Genomic DNA, 15309 nt, shown 5'->3' on the forward strand with positions numbered 1-15309 from the left:
TTATCTGTATTTTTCTAATGTAATCACTGTCTTCAAGCCCAGATCACGAGCAATGTCGTAGATGCCGACACCTTTTTCCCGCTGGCGCAAAATAAACTGCTCCCGCAGGCTTTGGGCTGACAAGCTGGCCTGCCCTTGCTCAATCAAGAAAGCTTCCAGCTGGCGAAAGCCCCATTGGCGTGAATAGGACTTGCCATTCTTTTCAAATAAATAAGTCCCTGTCAAATAGTCACCTAACTCATCCGTCAGACTTTCAGGGATTTTTATTATCCGCTTCTGCCCAGCCTTCTCAATCCGCAAAACCTGAAAGTCAAGATTAATATCCTCAACCTTGACCTGCAGGATTTCACTTGGCAAGAGACCCATTTCCAAAATCAGAAGCGCCATTAGTCGGCCATGCGGAACCGCAGAAGTCTCCCAAAAAGCTGACAAGTCCATCAGCTCGCTTTCAAGTTCCTTGGAAATCGCGACCTTGGGCAAGGTCAAGCGGTGAAATTCTCCAATCATCTTGTTCTCGTAAAGATAATAGAGAAATTGATTAACCGCTGAGAGCTTTCGCTTCTGGACAGCCGCCTTAAAATCCTTGATGGAAGCTTGATAAATCCGCAAATTGGTCTCCGTCACCTTGCTGTGGATTTCATTGACAAATTGCTCCAAATCGTAGGAATAGGCTAGTTTTGAATTTTCCGAGATATTTTTTTGCTCTAAAAAAGGGGTGATTTGTTCTTTCATTTTTTGGAAATCTCATACTGACTCGTGAAATTATGCATCAGCGAATTCACAGCTTTCAAAATCGATTTTCTGGTAATAATCCCATAAAAGCGATGTTTTCTACCCACAACAGGCAAGAAAGACTCATCTACCAGCTTACGCAGGACATCTGAAATCTGGTAATCTGGCTCAACGGTCAGACCATCTTTTCGAGTCATATGGACAATATCCATTGACATAAACTCTTCCTCCGGTAGCTCATGCTGCATCCGATAAGCCATGATATCTGTCAGAGAAATAGTTCCGACAAACTTTTTCTTCGCTGTCACCACTGGAATCCGCGAGTAGGTCATCTGACTCAGTAAGAGAATCGCATGGTCTACATTGTGGGTATCAATCATCACTGCCAGTTTGGATTCTGGCGTCAAAAAAGTGTCTTCCAAATTCAAAAGATATTCTTCAAATTCCTTAGCAATCATCGGGCAAACTCCTTAGATAAGCTTGGGTAAAGCTCATGATTTCGCGTATAAAAATCAACCTTAAAACGATCCTCATCAATCTCTACCTTAGCGTAGAGACGTTCATTGATCGAGCCACGAGGCTGGCTAATGGAGCCTGGATTAAGAAAGAGAGTCTTCCCTTGCATCCAAGCATCTGGAACGTGTAAATGCCCATATAGACAGATATCTGCCCCTACTTCCTGAGCCCAGAGATCCAGCTTTTGGAAGCTAAAGTTGATATTGAAAAGATGACCGTGGGTCTGGGCAATAATAGTCCCATCCAAATCTGTCACCAGTCGCTCTGGATAGCCAGGATAAAAGTCCATATTGCCTGCCACGACATGAATCCCTTTCCAGACTTCATCCTCAAAAGGTAACTCTGAGTCCCCGTCGTGAAAAATAGCATCTACTTTTCCTAAATAACGATTTTTAATCTCTTCGACAATGGCACGATCCCCATGGGAATCACTCATCACTATGATTGTTTGCTTTGCCATGCTGGAAATACCTCCACTAATTTTTGCACCGCTTGCGCACGATGAGACTGGGCATTTTTCTCTTCGATCGTCAGCTCAGCTGATGTTTTTCCTGTCTCTCCGACTAAGAACAAAGGATCATAGCCAAAGCCATCTTCACCTTTGGGCTCATGGGCAATGTAGCCCGACCAATCCGCTTCGACAACTAAGGATTCCTTATCTGGACTAGCCACCACCAGAGTTGTGTGGAAATGAGCAGAGCGGTCTTTAATGTCAAAGACCATAGCCAGTTCGTGCAGAAGCTTGATATTGTTTTCATCATCTGTCGCACCAACACCAGCAAAGCGAGCCGACCAAACACCTGGCAGGCCGCCCAAAACATCCACCTGCAGACCTGAATCATCTGCCAACACCATTTTGCCAGTCAATTGACTAATCGTTTCAGCCTTGAGACGGGCATTTTCTTCAAAGGTCATGCCTGTTTCAGCCACTTCTGGCAAATCAGGATAATCATTCAGATTTTCCACCTTGTAGCCCATCTTTCCAAAAAGCTTCCGGAACTCCGCCGTCTTGCCCTCATTGCGAGTCGCAATCAAGAGGGTATCCTTGATATCTTTTGCTCCCAGAAAGGCTTGTAAATCTACACCAGTTTGCGGCAGATGAACATAGAGCAATTGTCCTGCTTCAACCAAGAGGAGTGCTCCCTGTCGCTGCAACAATTCTAACTTTCGGCCTGTTTCTTGATTTAAAATATCCAGCAAGAAGGTGAGAAAGCGAAAGGCTGAGCCGTAGCGAATGACCGTGATATTTAAGGGCAGGCCTAGTTCTTCTTCCGCCAAAATACTCTCTAAGCGGTCTAAAATCTCAGAAGCTTCTGCAGGCACTCGCTCAAATTCACTGTAAGAGGCACTTTTCCCCCATTCAGCCACATACCAGTCAGAGGCATCTTTGTATTCATAAATGTTCTTTGTCATAAGGTCACATGCTCCACATTGACTTTCAGATTCAGCCAGTTTTCTGCGATTTCCGCAAATCTCTTAGCACTGGCTGTAGTATAAAAACGATGATTCAGTTCGTGCTTCTCGCGGCTACGATTGATTTCGAAATAATTGAGCAGGACAGAAATATCCCGTACACACTCAGCTCCGCTGTCAATCAACTTGACGCTTGGCCCCATCATATTTTGAATAATCGGCCGGAGCAAAGGATAGTGGGTACAGCCCAAGACAAGAGTATCAACCTTGCCCGCCAGAGGATGCAGAGTCTCATAAACCACCTTTTTGGTCAGGCTGGACTGGAGCTCATTGGACTCCACCAGCGGTACAAACTTAGGACAAGCCAAGCTCTGCACCTGCATCTCAGGAGATAGAGCCTCAATCTTTTTTCGGTAAATATCGGACTGAACCGTCATAGGAGTCCCGATGACTCCGATCTTGCCACCAACAGTTGACTTAATTGCAGCGCTGGCTCCAGGCAAAATCACACCTAGGACAGGAATATCCAGCTTTTCCTTGATTTCCTCCCAGACAACAGCTGTCGCCGTATTGCAGGCAATGACAATCATCTTAACATCTTTGGTTAGGAGAAAGTTGACCAGTTGCCAGGTATAAGCCCGAATCTGCTCTGCCGGCCTAGGACCATAAGGAGCTCGAGCCGAATCACCTATATAAACCACTTCCTCATGGGGGAGCTGCCGCATCAGTTCACGGACAACAGTCAGACCGCCCACCCCAGAGTCTAAAAATCCAATCGGTCGGTTATCCATAAAGTCTTCTTTCTAAAACAAGGGATTGGAAGCTTAGCCCAAATCCCCATTTTTTTATATAGAAATTTCCTATCGGCTTTAAGACAGCCAAGAGAGGAAAATTTATTTTTTGTTTTTATTTTTTGTTTTTATTTTTAGCAAGTGCTGCCTTTTGTTGGTTAATGATTTGACGGTAAACCTGCTGTACTCTCGCTTCGCTTGGCTTTTGTCCGCTGGCACTGAGCAGCGTCCGCACCGCTTCCACATTGAGACGTGGATTTTCCGCAAATTCCTTTTCAACCTGACGGCGAAGCAGGTACATACCAAGCAAAATCCCGCCAAAGAAAGCTAACATAATCAATACAATCGCTAACAATGTATTCATAATAATCCGAACTCCTATTTCAATTTTTTCATTGCTCTTTATTATACCAAATTATCTCTATTTTTCAAAATCAAAGCCATAGAGAGTCGCGAAATAATCTTCTGGCCTCTCTGCCCGACGAATCATGCGAGCCTGCCCATTTTCCTCTAGGAGAATCTCGCTAGAGCGTAATTTGGCATTGTATTGGTAGCCCATGGAGAAGCCGTGGGCACCAGTATCGTGAATGACCAGTGTATCGCCGATTCGGCTGACAGGCAGCTCCCGCTGGATGGCAAATTTATCGTTGTTTTCACAGAGACTGCCGACCACATCGACAATCTCTGTCGGTCCTTCTGTCCGATCCATATTGGTAATATGGTGATAAGCTCCGTACATAGCAGGACGAAGGAGATTAACCGCAGAAGCATCCACTCCCAGATAGGTTCGATAGATCTGCTTTTTGTGAGTAACCTTGGTCACCAAGAGACCGAAAGGCGCCAGCATAAAACGTCCCAGCTCGGTGAAAATCTTGACCTGCCCCAGACCAGCCGGTGTCAGGATTTCCTCGTAAGCCTGGTGAACTCCCTGACCGATGACCGCAATATCATTTTCCTCACCTTCAGGCTGGTAGTTGACCCCGACACCCCCAGACAGATTGATAAAATCTAGCTCAACCCCGGTCGCTTCTACGACCTCTACCGCTAACTCAAAAAGCTGACGAGCCAGTGCCGGATAGTAGGCATTGCTGACAGTATTGGAGGCCAAGAGAGCATGGATACCGAATTTCTCTGCTCCCAACGCCTTGAGTTCCTTAAAGGCCTGAATCAGCTGCGCCTTGGTCATGCCAAACTTAGCTTCCTCCGGATGATCCATAATGCTGGTACCCAGCTCAAAGACACCGCCGGGATTGTAGCGACAGGAAATCACCTTGGGAATGCTAGCTACTTCCTCCAAGAAAGCCACATCCTCATAGGCATCTAGGTTGATGGTCGCCCCCAGCTCCCGCGCAAGGCGAAATTCATCGGCTGGCGTATTATTGGACGAAAACATAATCTCATCACCTGCAAAGCCCAACTTTTGGCTCATCATCAGCTCTACATAGCTGGCACAGTCCACCCCGCAACCTTCCTCCTTGAGGATTTTTAAAATAGCAGGATTCGGTGTCGCCTTGACAGCAAAATATTCTTTAAATCCCGGATTCCAGGCAAAGGCTTGATGCAGAGCCCGCACCCGCGCCCGGATCCCCTTCTCATCATAGAGATGAAAGGGTGTTGGAAACTGCTCGGTCAGCTCGGCCAAGCGTTCACGACTGATAAATGGAATTTTCATACACATCTCTGCTTTCTCTTTTTCTGAGAATATTATAACATAAATGATGACAAAGCAGAGAAAAAGAAGTTACAAGAACTTCTCTTCACTACATATCCTACTACAAGTTAACAATGGGCATAAATTTCATACCAAAACACCCCTAAAGTTAGATTTTACTTAGCCAACTTTAGAGGTGCAGTTATGGATTAATTTTTTATGTCATTAATCATTTCTTCCGAAAATCCGAAGGATGCTGAGGAAGAGATTGATAAAGTCGAGGTAAAGGCTCAAAGCGAGGGAGATTGACCAGCCCAGACCAACTTGACCGCCAGTTTGCTCATAAACATAACGAATTTTTTGATTGTCCCAGGCAATCAAGCCAGAGAAAATCACAACACTGACATAACTGACGATATAGTCCACCATCTCGCTACCAAGGAAAATATTGACCAGACTCGCAATCAAAATCCCAATCAAACCAGCAATCATGGCACGTCCCATGCCAGACAAATCTTTTTTGATAACAATTCCCATTGCTGCCATAACAATGAAAACTGCCGCACTAACAGCAAAGGCTTTAAAGACCACTCCTCCTGTATAGAGAGCCACAATAAAACTCATGGTGAAGCCATTTAAGGCTGAATAACTCAAAAAGAGTGGCATGGCTGCCGGACTATTGCGAAGGCCCATGCTAGAAGCTGACCAAACCAAGGCCAACTCAAGGAAAATAGCCCCATAATAAATCCAACGATAATTGAGCAAAATATCGACCATGGCCATCTGAAAGGTCGTTAGCATTAAGCCTGATACCAAGGCAGAGATAGCAATTCCCAGCCCGACAAATCCATAGACTTTAGAATAAAAACTAGAAAGTCCGCTGTTTTCTTGAATAACTGTATTGTTCATAATGTCTCCTTTTCACATTTTAACTTCTCAACATCTTACGATGATACTTTTTGCGTCCGCCCATCTTACGCCGCCAAGGTGCAGTCACTTCCTTGACTGCCCAATATTTATCCACCATCGTCACAATATAAGACTCCTTATAGCGCGGCGGAGCAATGGTTGCCCCCCACATGTGCTTGATGATAATATCTTCCTCAACTCGATTGAGCTTGGTAATCTTGCGGGCATTACGGACTGCTAGACGGGGATGCACCCAGGCATGACTCTTTTTAAACTTGGTTTCACGCCAGTCATAGTAAAATAGGTCATGAAGAAGAGCACCTCGTGCTGTACTACGAGCATTCCAGCCAAATTTTTTAGCAATCTTATAACTAGTATAACTGACATTAATCGAATGTTCAAGTCGGTTGGAATGGATATGATGAGTAATCTCTTTCAGGCGCTGCACACTGGGTTTTTCAATTAAATGCCCCACATAAGCCATAAATTCTTCATCTTCTCTGTAAGGCATAACATCACCTCCGTTTAGTTTCATTATAGAAAGATTTCTAAAAACTAGCTTAAAGCAAACATCAGAATTCCAGCTGCCACAGCGACATTTAGACTCTCTGCTTGGCCTTTCATCGAAATATGAACCAAAACATCGGCCGCATCCGTTATTTCTTGGCTGATTCCCTGACCTTCATTGCCCACGACTAGGACAAAATGCTCATTTTTTTCGACTCTTTGATAGTCAACGGAATCTTCTGATAAAGTCGAAGCCAGAAGTTGCAGCTTATTTTTACGCGCAAGAGCAAGCATTTCCCCTCTGCTCACGCGATAAATCGGCAAATGGAAATGGCTACCCTGCATGGAGCGCAGCGTTTTTAGATTGTAAATATCAGCAGAGCGACTGGAAATGAACACCCCCTGATAGCCTGCCGCATCCGCTGTTCGGATGATAGTTCCGACATTGCCAGGATCCTGTACATCCTCTAAAAAGAGATAGGCTCCCTCAAGCTTCTCAGGAATATTTTGCTCCTCAAAGGCTAATTCTGCGACGATTCCCTGAGGGGTCTTGCTGTCTGCCAAATCACTGAGAATCTCGGGACTGACAAAAATCGTCTGAGAAAATTCCGCCAAACGCTCCGCATAGTCCGCCAAAGCAAAAATTCGAAGAATCCTCGCCTGACTGGCAAGTGCTTCCTCAAAAAGATGCCATCCCTCAATCAGATAAGATTGTCCGCGATATTTTTTTTGATGCAGTTTTTTAGCTTTTTTCACCACATTATTGGCTTTTGAGGTTATAATATTCATAAGTACATTATACCACAATCTAGCGGTTTTGGACTCATCCTCCAGACTTATCCGCAAAGAAAATCTCAACCTGCTCAGTAGGCTAGGGAAAACGGAGAAGCTGACGGTTGAGTTCTGGCCCGTTACAAAAGGAGGCAGCTATGCAAAAAGTAAGAATGATTGCTCAAGGACGTGTCCAAGGTGTCGGTTTTCGCTGGGGAGTCTATTCTTTAGCTCTAGAAATCGGCGGGATTACCGGTCGTGTCTGGAATAACGATGACGGCACTGTCGAAATTTTGGCCCAAGCCGAAACATCTGCTCTCATGGCCAAATTCATTCAGGAAATCCGCAAAGGCCCGACTCCTTTTTCTAAAGTAAGCTATCTAGATGTAACCATGGCCAATTTTGATTCCTATACCGACTTTAAAATTGCAAATTAGGTCTGCAGAACTATTGTATATTTTGCAAAAAAACAGTAGAATAGATAGGTATTATTTTTTAGAAACAAAGGAAATGAACTCGTGAAAAAATTTAAACGTATTTTATTCTCTGGAATGAGCTTGTCCCTGCTCCTTTTATTGACTGGATGTGTCGGACGAGACAAAGCCGGAAATCCATCTGGAATCATCTGGAACCTGTTGGGGCATCCTATGGGAGAAGCCATTAAGTTCTTCGCCAATAATATGCATCTCGGCTTTGGGATGGGGGTCATTCTTGTCACTCTGATTGTGCGGATTATTATCCTCCCTCTCGGGATTTACCAGTCTTGGAAGGCTACTCTTCAGTCGGAAAAGATGAACTACTTCAAACCTATCTTTGCGCCGCTCCAAGAACGGGTCAATAATGCTGAAACGCAAGAAGAAAAGCTACAGGCTCAGCAAGAATTGATGGCAGCTCAACGAGAAAATGGCTTGAGTATGTTTGGCGGTATCGGCTGCCTGCCTCTGCTCATTCAAATGCCTTTCTTCTCAGCCCTCTTCTTTGCTGCTCAGTACACTGAAGGCGTGGCAAACAGTACATTTCTTGGTATTGACCTTGGAAAATCAAGTATTGTCTTGACTCTCATTGTTGGGGTGCTCTACTATCTTCAGTCTGTCCTCTCCCTTCATGGTATAGAAGACGAAGCACAAAAAGAGCAGATGAAACGCGCTTCTTATATGAGCCCGATTATGATTGTTGTCTTCTCCTTCATGTCGCCAGCAGCTGTAACCCTCTATTGGGTTGTCGGCGGTTTCATCCAAATTATTCAGCAATTCATGATCAACTACTTGATTCGCCCACGGATTAGAAAACAAGTGGCTGAAGAGTATAAAAAGAATCCTCCAAAAGCCATGAGAAACTCAGGACGAGTAAAAGATGTAACACCAAAAGCTAGTCAGGCCATCAGCCATAGCACTAAAAAGAAAAACAACCGTAACGCTGGGAAACAACGTTCTAGATAAACAAATAAAAATCGCTCTTCTAATTCACACAAAAGAGCGATTTTTATCTTCTTAACCTTTTTCGATTTGCTTTCAGGATGCTGCAATAGACGAGAAGACTGTTGAAATTTTCGTCAAATCAATCTCGAAAACAAAACATTCTAAGAATCATTTTACCCCGAGTCTTATCTTTAAAAAGCAAAAGAGTATCCCAGTATTTTCTGAGTTTAAAACGAGGGGATGCAACCGAAAGACGATACAAGCTGACCTTCTGCAAGCTGATTTCAACTGCTAAATCAGGATTGTAAAGCTGATGAAGCCTTTTTTATAGCTGGCTGCGATTTTTCCTTTAAAAAGATTGACCAGACTTTCAGCCATGGAGAGGCCAATTCCGTAGCCTGCCTGCTTATGATTATGGGATTCATCTTCGCGGTAAAAACGGTCAAAAAAGCGACTATAGTCGACATTTTTCCCATCAGCATAGCTATTGGAAATAATCAAGCGTGCCCGTTTTCTACGCTTGGCCTTAGTCAAGGTCACAAAAATCTGGCCGTCCTCATCGCAATATTTGCAGGCATTGTCAATCAAAATGCTGATTAATTCATAGAGTTCATCCTGACTTGCCTTGACATGGATATCATCCTGAACCCTGATTTGATAGTCCTTCCCAGCTTTTTCAGCTACAGATTTGAAATCTTGAGCTACCTTTTGGACAAGGCTGGAAAAGTCCACATCTACCAAAGCCATATCCGGTTGCTCCTCCAAACGAGCCAGACTGACCATTTGGTTGATTAGATTACTGAGGCGATTGACCTGATCCTTGGTGCTTTCCGTCCACTCATTTTCTCCCGTCATCAATTCCTGCAACTCTGTATTAGCCGAAATGATCGCCAGAGGCGTTTTCAATTCATGACCAGCATTGGTGATAAAACGCTTCTGCTTCTCATAATTCCTGACATAGGGACGAATGGCCCAACTAGACACAACGGAAATGACGACAATAAAGAAAATGACGCTATAAAGAGCCGAACGAATGGAAACCCACAGAAAGTCATTGCGGTCCTCAAGATATTTGGTCGAGTCCAGTACGACAGCCAAGTAGCGCTTGGTCTTTGCATCCCGCGTCACTTGATAAGAGTAATACTGACCACCGATAGTAAAAATCCCATTTTTTCGGTGCTGTTTGACGACTGATTTGGCAGATTTTAAAGCTTGCTCCTGAGAAAGGTTAGAAATATTGTTCAGATTCGAGGAATAGACCGTTCCATCTTCATTAAATACAGCGCTAAAGTAACGGTACTGATAAATGGTATCAATCGAAATGCGGTCATTATCCAAAGCCTGAGCCGTAGCCTGGACACTGGGAAACTCACCCTGATTATCTGACAAGATATTCAATACTGCTTGGATTTCTCCAGTCGTTTGAAGAAATCGGACTGAGTTAAGAGCCCCAACCAGAAAAAAGAGGATGCCTGTGACAGCTACTGATGCTATGAGGATAAAGCGAACTCTAAGTTTCCGAAACATGCTTGTCTCCTTCCACTGGCACTAAACAAAAACTGCCATTTTCCTCACCTAAAATAGCCAGGTCTGCATTGATGGCCTTGAGCTTTTGGCGGAGATAGGAGATATAGATCCAGACAAAGCCTTCATCCAAGTCCTCGCTTTGCTCGCCCTTCCAGACATGCTGAAAAATTTCTTTTGTTGTCAGTTTTTTGCCACTGTTTAGCATCAAAAACTCCATCATTTTGGATTCCTTACTAGCCAGACGGATGGAATTTGAGCTGGCTAATTCATGCTCACCGACATCCAGACTGGTCCGACCAACCTGCAAAAGATTGGGGGTGAAAGCCTCCAAACGACGCGACATAGACCGCAGACGGGCTAACAATTCCTTGAGGGAGAAAGGTTTGGTCAGATAATCATCTGCACCCGCATCTAGGCCTGTGACCCTGTCGTCAATTTCTGACATCGCCGTCAGCATGATGACATGACTCGTATTTCCTGACTGACGGATTTCTCTTAGGGCTTCCAGACCCGTTTTCTTCGGCATCATAATATCTAAAATCATCAAGTCATAGGCATTTTCAAAAGCTAAGTCAACAGCTTTTTGTCCATCAAAAGCCGCATCCACCTCGTAACCTTCGTGGATCATGGCTGTTTGTAAAACACGGGAAAGCTGCTCCTCATCTTCTGCTAACAAAATTTTCATATTTTCTACTCACTTTCTCGGATCAGATTGCGAATGGTCTGCATAGTCACATCACAGGAAGCCAGCTCATCCGCACAGCGCTTCAGCTCTCGAACAATCCGCTTGGTATCCTTAATTTCATGCTTGTATTTCATCTGATGCTCCAGACTAGCCCAAGAATCCATGGCAATGGTCCGCAGCTGGACTTCCACAAAATAAGAGCCAGGCTGATTGCCCAAACAGTCTTCGTAGGGCGTTTCCACTTCTAAAATCAAATGATAGGAGCGGTAACCATTTGGTTTGGCCGACAGGATGTAGTCCTTCTCAAGGATAATCTTGCAGCCCTCCAACCCCCGAATGATGTCAATCGTCTGATAAATATCGTCAATAAATCCACAAACAATCCGAATCCCAATCGCATCGCGAATTTTCTTGAGAGCAGACTCAGGAGTCGGTGGCAGATTCTTACGATTACATTTTTCCAGCATGCTGGCCTCATCCTTGACACGAGCATTAAAATGCTCAAACAGCTTATGTCCCGTTTCCTGCTTTATTTTTTTATTCTCAGCTTTGATACGCTGACTGATATCTTCTAGTATTTTGGGCAAATAGTCACCGTATTTGCCATAAATAGCTTGCTCTTGCATGATCCTCTCCTCATTTTTCCTTTTCTCATTATAACATATCCATCTGTAATTTCCCTACTTCTACCCTATAGTCATTCCGTTTATCTTTTATTATGTAGTTAGCTTAGTTTGCCGTACTCCCCTACTTAAATGCTATTTTTCTCATTCCTCCCTGACACTTCCCAAGGTCGCCGTCTTTCATTTCTGTTTTATGATAGTCGGTTGGTTTTCGCTTACTAAGCATAAAGGTCGGGGCTAAAAAATATCTTAGACTATTTCAATCTCTCGTACCGTTTGGCTACAGAATCACTTCATCAACCTACGGAAAATCTCTTTTTACCCTTAGAGCTCCATCATACACATTCTGACTTAAACAAATCGAAAACAAAAAAAGCTGATTGTTCAGCTTTTAGATTTTCAAATTCATTTAGACTGTTTTTTCAACTTTTAAGATTTTAACATCATAGCTGCCAACTGGTGTTTCAACCGTTGCAGTGTCACCGGTTTTCTTACCAATCAGAGCTTGGCCAATTGGACTTTCATTTGAAACTTTACCAGCAAAAGCATCTGCTCCAGCAGAACCAACAATGATATAAACCTCTTCTTCTGTTTCACCGACTTCTTGAATGGTAACTGTTTTCCCGATAGCAACTTCATCCTTGGCAACTGCATCACTATCTACAATCACAGCATAGCGAATTTTAGTCTCAAGACTGGAAATCTGACCTTCCACAAAGGCTTGTTCATCTTTCGCTGCTTCGTATTCACTGTTTTCTGACAAATCTCCATAAGAACGAGCAATTTTAATGCGCTCTACCACTTCTGGACGTCGGACCAATTTTAATTCTTCTAATTCTTTTTCTAATTTTTCCTTTTCCGCAAGGGTCATCGGATACGTTTTTTCAGCCATAATTTTTTCTCTTTTCTTTTATTTTATTTTTTAATAAAACAAAATTATGTGGAAAACCACATAATTTTGTTAGAACTGTCGCTTTATTGGGTTAGCTTGCTATTGACATGTTCTTCTACATTCTTAGCATGTTCTTCGTATGTGTTTGCAAAGTAGACAACACCTGTTTCCACGTTGGCTACAAAGTAAAGATAGTCTGTCTTACTTGGGTTAATTGTAGCTTCTAAGGCGGAGAGGCTTGGGCTATCTACCGGTCCAGGCATCAGACCTTGATTCTTATAAACATTGTATGGAGAATCAATATTGGTATCAATCTCAGCATCTTCTTTGAGAGTCGTCTTTTTTCCAAGCTTTCCTTGAGCATAAAGGAGCGCAATATTACTTTGAAGCGGCATTGCTTGGTTCAAACGATTATAAAAGACACTGGCAATATCTTTACGATCCTGGTCAGTTGAACCCTCTTTTTCAACCAGTGAAGCAAGAGTTAATACTTCATTGACAGTCAGGTTTTTGGACTCAATCGTTGAGTAATACTGCGACAAATTCGTATTCATAGCAGCCAACATTTGGTCAATCAGTTCCTCAACTGTGGTTTCCTTCCCATATTCATAAGTAGCTGGGAAGAGATAGCCTTCCAGTCGGTACTTGACCCCACTGTCCTTTCCAGGAAGAGTTGCTAAGAGTTGCGGATATTTGGCAAGCATTTTCGCAATAAAGTCCTCATCTTGAACTTTATTTAAGAAATCTTCCTTGCTAAATGGTGTCTTAGCATTCTTTTTTGAAGTTGCAGCTGCATTGGCAGTGACCGTCTCCGCAATCTGCTCAAGCGTATAGCCTTCCGGAATGGTAATTTTCCCAAGAACTGGTGGCTGTGGCGTTTCCGTACCACCTTCTTGTAGCTGCTTAGCAATAGAGTCTAAGTCCATGCTCTTTTGTAGATTATAATAACCAGATTGGTAATTGCCGTAACTTCTGATTTTTGAATAAAGATTAAAAACTTGAGCGTTCTTAATCAGGCCATTCTTTTCAAGAATTTCACCGATTTCTTTAGAGCTTGATCCAGCTGGAATTTCGACTGTAACGTACTCCGTAGAATTTGCATCAATCGGTTTCAGAGCAGAAGAGAAATAGTTGTAGCCAACAAAACCTGTAACCCCAACACCTATCAGAACGATAAGTAGAACAGTTAGAACAATATTCCGTGCCACCTTGTTCTGACGCTTCTTTTTCTTTGTATTTCTTGCCCGATCGGCACGAGATAGATTTTCGCTTATCTTTTGAGCTGGCTCTTCTTCTACTTGAGGCTCAGGAGCTGCTTCTCCTGAAACTTTATAAGACACTGGCACCTTTGAAGAAGTCATTGATTCACCATCACGTGTTTCAGGCTCGGCAACTTTAACTTCCTGAGCATCCGCAGCTTGTGCTTCTGTGTCCAAATTAGCTATCAAGCTTTCCAGTATCATGGTTTGGCCATCTTCAGCTTTTTCCTCTTCCGAAGTTTCTGTGTTTACCAGACTATCAGCTGCAGGTGTTTCTTCAGAAACCTCCGCTAAAGCTTTATGAGAATCCTCAACAGATGAAAGAAGGGATTCAATGTTTTCGGTGAGCATCGCTTCTTTATTGTCAGCTGCTGGTTCTAAGTCCGAAGGCTGTCCCTCCCCACCAGCTTCCGCCAATTCATTTAAAATCTGTTCCTTAAAACTCAGATTTTTCTCTTTATCTTGTGAATTTTCAGTCAAAAACTTGACCTCCTTGTTCATAATCCTTAATATTATATCTTAAAACCTTGATAAATGCAATATTATTCGGATTTTAGGGCTTGTTTATTGTTACATTTTGATTACACTTTGTGACAATTTGACTGAGGATTATCCCAGACCATATCATACCAAATTTCATCGGCATAGGTTGACTTTGACTGCCCTTCATTGACGAAGTCGTGTCTTTCATAATAAGCTGTCAGATAATCATGGCAGGTCAGATTGATGCCGTGGCGTTCATCTGCAATAGCAATTTCCTTCATAGCTTCCAGCAAGGCTCTTCCTACACCCAAGCCTTGTGCTTCTTTCGAAATAGACAGACTGGTAAGAGAGATAAAGCCGCCGTCGATAGAATAGCAGTCCTCTATCTCCAGTGTGAAAGAAACATCATGCAAGTGTCGTTCTGGTCGAATGGGTCCCTCTAAATAGCCCAGAATCTTGCCATTTTTTTCCGCAACCAAAAATGTCGTGGAAATCGTTTCAATATGCTTTGCCAATATCTCACGACTAATAGCTTCTTCTGGACTGAAATTCTCCAGTTCAATTCTATGAATCGCATCCAAGTCTGCTAGACTTGCTTGACGGATAATCATTGTCTCTCCTTAAAGTCGGGATTGTCCCAAACCATATCAAACCAAGGGGCTCCGCTGTGGAAAGATTGGGAAATGCCTTCATCGACAAAACCATTCATCTCATAATAAGAGATAAACTCATCATGACAGATTAGGCTGATACCCTGGCGGTTTTGCTGAACAGCCGCCTCCTTGAGGGCTGCCAAGAGCAAAGTTCCCATACCCTGACGCTGAAAATCTGGATGGACAGACAGGCTTTGGATGGCAATAAAGCCACCAGTTGGAGGATTGGCTGTCACTCTGGTAAAGAGGATATCAGTTAGATGACGCGAGACAAGGACAGGACCAACGACATAACCCACTATTTGCCCATTGAGCTCTGCAATCAGAAAGGTATCTGCAATCAGTTGAATCCGCTCTTTCAGCGCTCCCGGACTAGCTGCCCCTTCTTTAGAAAAATTCAAATTCTCAATATGAACAACTTCTTCCCAGTCGCTCAACTGGGCTTGCCTAATCTTGATGTATACTTCCACAGTTACAGC

Annotated in this window: 19 protein-coding genes; 2 read left to right on the forward strand and 17 right to left on the reverse strand. The window is 43.4% G+C overall.

Annotated features, from left to right (window positions below; genetic code table 11):
• The 10 genes from xerD to FZ952_RS05815 form a co-directional block, all read right to left on the reverse strand.
• On the reverse strand, positions 1 to 732 hold the full coding sequence (gene xerD / locus FZ952_RS05770; RefSeq protein ID WP_037614629.1) for a site-specific tyrosine recombinase XerD: 732 nt from the start codon (positions 730 to 732) through the stop codon (positions 1 to 3).
• Positions 729 to 1190 carry a cyclic-di-AMP-binding protein CbpB gene (cbpB, locus tag FZ952_RS05775; protein WP_148880947.1) on the reverse strand — a complete coding sequence of 154 codons (462 nt, stop codon included), beginning with the start codon at positions 1188 to 1190 and terminating at the stop codon, positions 729 to 731. Before cbpB ends, xerD begins: the two co-directional genes overlap by 4 nt.
• Positions 1187 to 1708, reverse strand: a complete 522-nt coding sequence (locus FZ952_RS05780) for a metallophosphoesterase (protein WP_148880948.1) — start codon at positions 1706 to 1708, stop codon at positions 1187 to 1189. The genes cbpB and FZ952_RS05780 overlap by 4 nt, the downstream gene beginning before the upstream one ends.
• Positions 1687 to 2661 carry a nucleoside-triphosphate diphosphatase gene (locus tag FZ952_RS05785; protein ID WP_148880949.1) on the reverse strand — a complete coding sequence of 325 codons (975 nt, stop codon included), beginning with the start codon at positions 2659 to 2661 and terminating at the stop codon, positions 1687 to 1689. Before FZ952_RS05785 ends, FZ952_RS05780 begins: the two co-directional genes overlap by 22 nt.
• Entirely contained in the window at positions 2658 to 3452 is a 795-nt protein-coding gene (gene racE, locus FZ952_RS05790; protein WP_148880950.1) for a glutamate racemase, read from the reverse strand. Before racE ends, FZ952_RS05785 begins: the two co-directional genes overlap by 4 nt.
• A 115-nt stretch (positions 3453 to 3567) precedes the next feature.
• Positions 3568 to 3816 (reverse strand): YneF family protein, encoded by a 249-nt coding sequence (locus tag FZ952_RS05795; RefSeq protein ID WP_148880951.1) that lies wholly within the window; start codon positions 3814 to 3816, stop codon positions 3568 to 3570.
• Positions 3817 to 3873: 57 nt separating this feature from the next.
• Positions 3874 to 5124 (reverse strand): diaminopimelate decarboxylase, encoded by a 1251-nt coding sequence (locus tag FZ952_RS05800; protein ID WP_148880952.1) that lies wholly within the window; start codon positions 5122 to 5124, stop codon positions 3874 to 3876.
• A gap of 204 nt (positions 5125 to 5328) precedes the next feature.
• Positions 5329 to 6012, reverse strand: a complete 684-nt coding sequence (locus FZ952_RS05805; RefSeq protein WP_148880953.1) for a Bax inhibitor-1/YccA family protein — start codon at positions 6010 to 6012, stop codon at positions 5329 to 5331.
• Between the two features lie 19 nt (positions 6013 to 6031).
• Positions 6032 to 6523 (reverse strand): HDIG domain-containing metalloprotein, encoded by a 492-nt coding sequence (locus FZ952_RS05810; RefSeq protein WP_148880954.1) that lies wholly within the window; start codon positions 6521 to 6523, stop codon positions 6032 to 6034.
• Positions 6524 to 6567: 44 nt separating this feature from the next.
• Positions 6568 to 7308 carry a TrmH family RNA methyltransferase gene (locus FZ952_RS05815; protein WP_148880955.1) on the reverse strand — a complete coding sequence of 247 codons (741 nt, stop codon included), beginning with the start codon at positions 7306 to 7308 and terminating at the stop codon, positions 6568 to 6570.
• 140 nt (positions 7309 to 7448) lie between these two features.
• Here FZ952_RS05815 and FZ952_RS05820 point away from each other — a divergent pair, with 140 nt between their 5' ends.
• The gene (locus FZ952_RS05820) at positions 7449 to 7727 is read left to right on the forward strand and encodes an acylphosphatase (protein ID WP_037614650.1); all 279 of its coding nucleotides are present in this window, start codon (positions 7449 to 7451) and stop codon (positions 7725 to 7727) included.
• Between the two features lie 81 nt (positions 7728 to 7808).
• Positions 7809 to 8729 carry a membrane protein insertase YidC gene (yidC, locus tag FZ952_RS05825; RefSeq protein ID WP_148880956.1) on the forward strand — a complete coding sequence of 307 codons (921 nt, stop codon included), beginning with the start codon at positions 7809 to 7811 and terminating at the stop codon, positions 8727 to 8729.
• A gap of 270 nt (positions 8730 to 8999) precedes the next feature.
• On the opposite strand, the gene FZ952_RS05830 is transcribed toward yidC, so the two are convergent.
• The 7 genes from FZ952_RS05830 to FZ952_RS05860 form a co-directional block, all read right to left on the reverse strand.
• Entirely contained in the window at positions 9000 to 10235 is a 1236-nt protein-coding gene (locus tag FZ952_RS05830) for a sensor histidine kinase (protein ID WP_148880957.1), read from the reverse strand.
• The gene (locus FZ952_RS05835) at positions 10219 to 10920 is read right to left on the reverse strand and encodes a response regulator transcription factor (RefSeq protein ID WP_148880958.1); all 702 of its coding nucleotides are present in this window, start codon (positions 10918 to 10920) and stop codon (positions 10219 to 10221) included. The genes FZ952_RS05830 and FZ952_RS05835 overlap by 17 nt, the downstream gene beginning before the upstream one ends.
• Positions 10921 to 10925: 5 nt before the next feature.
• Complete coding sequence (locus FZ952_RS05840; RefSeq protein ID WP_148880959.1) at positions 10926 to 11546, reverse strand: GTP pyrophosphokinase family protein; 621 nt, start codon at positions 11544 to 11546, stop codon at positions 10926 to 10928.
• 406 nt (positions 11547 to 11952) lie between these two features.
• Positions 11953 to 12435 carry a transcription elongation factor GreA gene (greA, locus tag FZ952_RS05845; RefSeq protein WP_037614661.1) on the reverse strand — a complete coding sequence of 161 codons (483 nt, stop codon included), beginning with the start codon at positions 12433 to 12435 and terminating at the stop codon, positions 11953 to 11955.
• Positions 12436 to 12518: 83 nt separating this feature from the next.
• Complete coding sequence (gene mltG, locus FZ952_RS05850) at positions 12519 to 14195, reverse strand: endolytic transglycosylase MltG (RefSeq protein ID WP_148880960.1); 1677 nt, start codon at positions 14193 to 14195, stop codon at positions 12519 to 12521.
• Between the two features lie 80 nt (positions 14196 to 14275).
• A complete protein-coding gene (locus FZ952_RS05855; protein WP_148880961.1) occupies positions 14276 to 14788 on the reverse strand; it encodes a GNAT family N-acetyltransferase in 513 nt (170 codons plus the stop codon).
• A complete protein-coding gene (locus FZ952_RS05860; protein WP_148880962.1) occupies positions 14785 to 15300 on the reverse strand; it encodes a GNAT family N-acetyltransferase in 516 nt (171 codons plus the stop codon). Before FZ952_RS05860 ends, FZ952_RS05855 begins: the two co-directional genes overlap by 4 nt.
• Between the last annotated feature and the right edge of the window lie 9 nt (positions 15301 to 15309).

Origin of the sequence: Streptococcus sp. Marseille-P7376 (genome assembly GCF_902460385.1) — a bacterium.
In the GTDB taxonomy this organism is placed as follows: domain Bacteria; phylum Bacillota; class Bacilli; order Lactobacillales; family Streptococcaceae; genus Streptococcus; species Streptococcus sinensis.

What these genes read in the sequence shown, in the direction of transcription:
- FZ952_RS05780 (WP_148880948.1), bottom strand. Translation starts at nt 1,708, where the DNA reads ATGGCAAAGCAAACAATCATAGTGATGAGTGATTCCCATGGGGATCGT.
- FZ952_RS05820 (WP_037614650.1), top strand. Translation starts at nt 7,449, where the DNA reads ATGCAAAAAGTAAGAATGATTGCTCAAGGACGTGTCCAAGGTGTCGGT.
- greA (WP_037614661.1), bottom strand. Translation starts at nt 12,435, where the DNA reads ATGGCTGAAAAAACGTATCCGATGACCCTTGCGGAAAAGGAAAAATTA.
- mltG (WP_148880960.1), bottom strand. Translation starts at nt 14,195, where the DNA reads ATGAACAAGGAGGTCAAGTTTTTGACTGAAAATTCACAAGATAAAGAG.
- FZ952_RS05840 (WP_148880959.1), bottom strand. Translation starts at nt 11,546, where the DNA reads ATGCAAGAGCAAGCTATTTATGGCAAATACGGTGACTATTTGCCCAAA.
- FZ952_RS05855 (WP_148880961.1), bottom strand. Translation starts at nt 14,788, where the DNA reads ATGATTATCCGTCAAGCAAGTCTAGCAGACTTGGATGCGATTCATAGA.
- FZ952_RS05810 (WP_148880954.1), bottom strand. Translation starts at nt 6,523, where the DNA reads ATGCCTTACAGAGAAGATGAAGAATTTATGGCTTATGTGGGGCATTTA.
- FZ952_RS05815 (WP_148880955.1), bottom strand. Translation starts at nt 7,308, where the DNA reads ATGAATATTATAACCTCAAAAGCCAATAATGTGGTGAAAAAAGCTAAA.
- FZ952_RS05800 (WP_148880952.1), bottom strand. Translation starts at nt 5,124, where the DNA reads ATGAAAATTCCATTTATCAGTCGTGAACGCTTGGCCGAGCTGACCGAG.
- FZ952_RS05795 (WP_148880951.1), bottom strand. Translation starts at nt 3,816, where the DNA reads ATGAATACATTGTTAGCGATTGTATTGATTATGTTAGCTTTCTTTGGC.
- xerD (WP_037614629.1), bottom strand. Translation starts at nt 732, where the DNA reads ATGAAAGAACAAATCACCCCTTTTTTAGAGCAAAAAAATATCTCGGAA.
- FZ952_RS05805 (WP_148880953.1), bottom strand. Translation starts at nt 6,012, where the DNA reads ATGAACAATACAGTTATTCAAGAAAACAGCGGACTTTCTAGTTTTTAT.
- racE (WP_148880950.1), bottom strand. Translation starts at nt 3,452, where the DNA reads ATGGATAACCGACCGATTGGATTTTTAGACTCTGGGGTGGGCGGTCTG.
- FZ952_RS05830 (WP_148880957.1), bottom strand. Translation starts at nt 10,235, where the DNA reads ATGTTTCGGAAACTTAGAGTTCGCTTTATCCTCATAGCATCAGTAGCT.
- cbpB (WP_148880947.1), bottom strand. Translation starts at nt 1,190, where the DNA reads ATGATTGCTAAGGAATTTGAAGAATATCTTTTGAATTTGGAAGACACT.
- FZ952_RS05835 (WP_148880958.1), bottom strand. Translation starts at nt 10,920, where the DNA reads ATGAAAATTTTGTTAGCAGAAGATGAGGAGCAGCTTTCCCGTGTTTTA.
- FZ952_RS05785 (WP_148880949.1), bottom strand. Translation starts at nt 2,661, where the DNA reads ATGACAAAGAACATTTATGAATACAAAGATGCCTCTGACTGGTATGTG.